This window comes from Autumnicola aciditolerans (assembly GCF_041679265.1).
Classification (GTDB): domain Bacteria; phylum Bacteroidota; class Bacteroidia; order Flavobacteriales; family Flavobacteriaceae; genus Autumnicola.
The window spans coordinates 1-3,303 of sequence record NZ_JBGFSM010000037.1; the positions used below are offsets into that span (position 1 = coordinate 1).

Sequence of the window (3,303 nt, forward strand, 5' to 3'; positions counted from 1 at the left end):
CAAGGCGGTGACATACTCTCCCACAAATAGCAGTACCATCTGCGCTAACGGGCTTAACTTCTCTGTTCGGGATGGGAAGAGGTGAGCCCCGTTGCCATAACCACCTTAAACTGTGAGTTAAAATGTTGTCAAGTTCTTAAAGTTTAAAAGTAATGCTACTTTCTCACTTTTAACTTCCAACTTTTAACTGTCCCAAAGGGACTAATAAGTTGACATATTATAAGAAACAAAGAACATAAGAAGACTACCTGGAAGTAACAATTATATGCGTTTTAGAGGCTATTCTGCCCCCTCCTTTTCTCTCCCCTATTGGGGGAGCCGGAGGGGGCTTGCATCAAGCTTTACGGATGATTAGTACCACTCGGCTATGACATTACTGCCTTTACACCTGTGGCCTATCAACGTGGTCGTCTCCCACGGTCCTTTAAAGAAATCTCATCTTGTGGTGGGTTTCGCGCTTATATGCTTTCAGCGCTTATCCCTTCCCAACGTAGCTACCCAGCAATGCTCCTGGCGGAACAACTGGTGCACCAGAGGTTGGTCCAATCCGGTCCTCTCGTACTAGGATCAGGTCCACTCAAATTTCTAACGCCCACTACAGATAGAGACCGAACTGTCTCACGACGTTCTGAACCCAGCTCGCGTGCCACTTTAATGGGCGAACAGCCCAACCCTTGGGACCTTCTCCAGCCCCAGGATGTGACGAGCCGACATCGAGGTGCCAAACCCCCCCGTCGATGTGAGCTCTTGGGGGAGATCAGCCTGTTATCCCCGGCGTACCTTTTATCCTTTGAGCGATGGCCCTTCCATGCGGTGCCACCGGATCACTATGCTCTACTTTCGTACCTGATCGACCTGTATGTCTCTCAGTCAAGCTCCCTTATGCCATTGCACTCTGCGCACGGTTACCAAGCGTGCTGAGGGAACCTTTAGAAGCCTCCGTTACTCTTTTGGAGGCGACCACCCCAGTCAAACTACCCACCAAGCACTGTCCTTCATTCTCAGAAGTTAGGCTTCAAACAAGTAAAGGGTGGTATTTCAACAATGACTCCACGATACCTGGCGATACCGCTTCAATGTCTCCCACCTATCCTACACATCACTTGTCCAAAGTCAATACTAAGCTATAGTAAAGGTGCACGGGGTCTTTTCGTCCCGTAGCGGGTAATCGGCATCTTCACCGATACTACAATTTCACCGAGCTCATGGCTGAGACAGTGTCCAGATCGTTGCACCATTCGTGCAGGTCGGAACTTACCCGACAAGGAATTTCGCTACCTTAGGACCGTTATAGTTACGGCCGCCGTTTACTGGGGCTTCAATTCAATGCTTCGCTAAAAGCTAACATCTCCTCTTAACCTTCCAGCACCGGGCAGGTGTCAGACCCTATACGTCATCTTTCGATTTAGCAGAGTCCTGTGTTTTTGATAAACAGTCGCCTGGACCTCTTCACTGCGGCCCACAGCCCCCCAACCCCCAAAGGGGTGGAAGGTGTGGGCGACCCTTCTCCCGAAGTTACGGGCCCATTTTGCCTAGTTCCTTAGCCATGAATCTCTCGAGCACCTTAGAATTCTCATCCCAACTACCTGTGTCGGTTTACGGTACGGGTTGCACTCCACTCGCTTTTCTTGGAAGTCGCGCCGATGCATTATCACCGCCGCCGTAGCTTTGGTGTACTATTGGGGTGTTACCACTCCCTTCAACGTACTATTCCGTCAGTACGCAGCATCTTTACGCCTCCGTCCGCTTTAACGTGGGGCAAGTAGCAGAATATTAACTGCTTGTCCATCGACTACCCCCTTCGGGTTCGCCTTAGGACCCGACTAACCCTCAGCTGATTAGCATAGCTGAGGAAACCTTGGTCTTTCGGTGTGCGGGTTTCTCGCCCGCATTATCGTTACTTATGCCTACATTTTCTTTTGTAACCACTCCAGCATCCCTCGCAGGTACACCTTCAACGTTGTTACAATGCTCCCCTACCCCTCTAACTTATGTTAGAAGCCATAGCTTCGGTAATATGTTTATGCCCGATTATTATCCATGCCGGACCGCTCGACTAGTGAGCTGTTACGCACTCTTTAAATGAATGGCTGCTTCCAAGCCAACATCCTAGCTGTCTGGGCAGTCCAACCGCGTTTCTTCAACTTAACATATATTTGGGGACCTTAGCTGATGGTCTGGGTTCTTTCCCTCTCGGACACGGACCTTAGCACCCATGCCCTCACTGGTACACATCATTTTATAGCATTCGGAGTTTGTCAGGAATTGGTAGGCGGTGAAGCCCCCGCATCCAATCAGTAGCTCTACCTCTATAAAACTAATGTACCGCTGCACCTAAATGCATTTCGGGGAGTACGAGCTATTTCCGAGTTTGATTGGCCTTTCACCCCTACCCTCAGGTCATCCCAAGACTTTTCAACGTCAACGGGTTCGGTCCTCCACTATGTGTTACCACAGCTTCAACCTGCCCAAGGGTAGATCACACGGTTTCGCGTCTACCATTACCAACTATAACGCCCTATTAAGACTCGCTTTCGCTACGGCTCCAGATCTGAAATCCTTAACCTTGCTGGAAACGGTAACTCGTAGGCTCATTATGCAAAAGGCACGCCGTTAGCCCCCTAACCCCCAAAAGGGGGAAGGTAAAGCCTTCGACCGCTTGTAAGCGTATGGTTTCAGGATCTATTTCACTCCGTTATTCACGGTTCTTTTCACCTTTCCCTCACGGTACTGGTTCACTATCGGTCTCTCAGGAGTATTTAGCCTTGGCGGATGGTCCCGCCAGATTCATACAGGGTTTCCCGTGCCCCGCACTACTCAGGATACCACTATCAATAACACATTTGTACCTGTACAGGACTATCACCCTCTACGGTCATTCTTTCCAAAATGTTCCAGTTCTATGTGCATCGAATATCGTGGTCCTACAACCCCAATAAGTCCGTAAACTCATTGGTTTGGGCTAATGCGCGTTCGCTCGCCGCTACTAGCGCAATCACTTTTGTTTTCTCTTCCTCCGGGTACTTAGATGTTTCAGTTCCCCGGGTTTGCCCATCTTACGATGTACTGTATCTTCAATACAGTGGGTTGCCCCATTCGGATACCTGCGGATCAATTCGTATGTGCCAATCCCCGCAGCTTTTCGCAGCTTATCACGTCCTTCTTCGCCTCTGAGAGCCCAGGCATTCCCCATACGCCCTTATTTAGCTTGTATGCTTTTTACCTTCTAATTTGCTCGTACTTAAATTCAATTTTGAACCTAAATACTTAATATAATTTGCTCTTCTTTAGTTATAAATCTCT

At 49.0% G+C, this 3,303-nt stretch carries 2 rRNA genes; both read right to left on the minus strand.

The window, feature by feature from the left end:
• A 5S ribosomal RNA gene (gene rrf, locus AB8M93_RS18300) occupies nucleotides 1–108 on the minus strand; the annotation flags it as partial.
• Nucleotides 109–330: 222 nt separating this feature from the next.
• Nucleotides 331–3,215, minus strand: a 23S ribosomal RNA gene (locus tag AB8M93_RS18305).
• Nucleotides 3,216–3,303 lie beyond the last annotated feature (88 nt).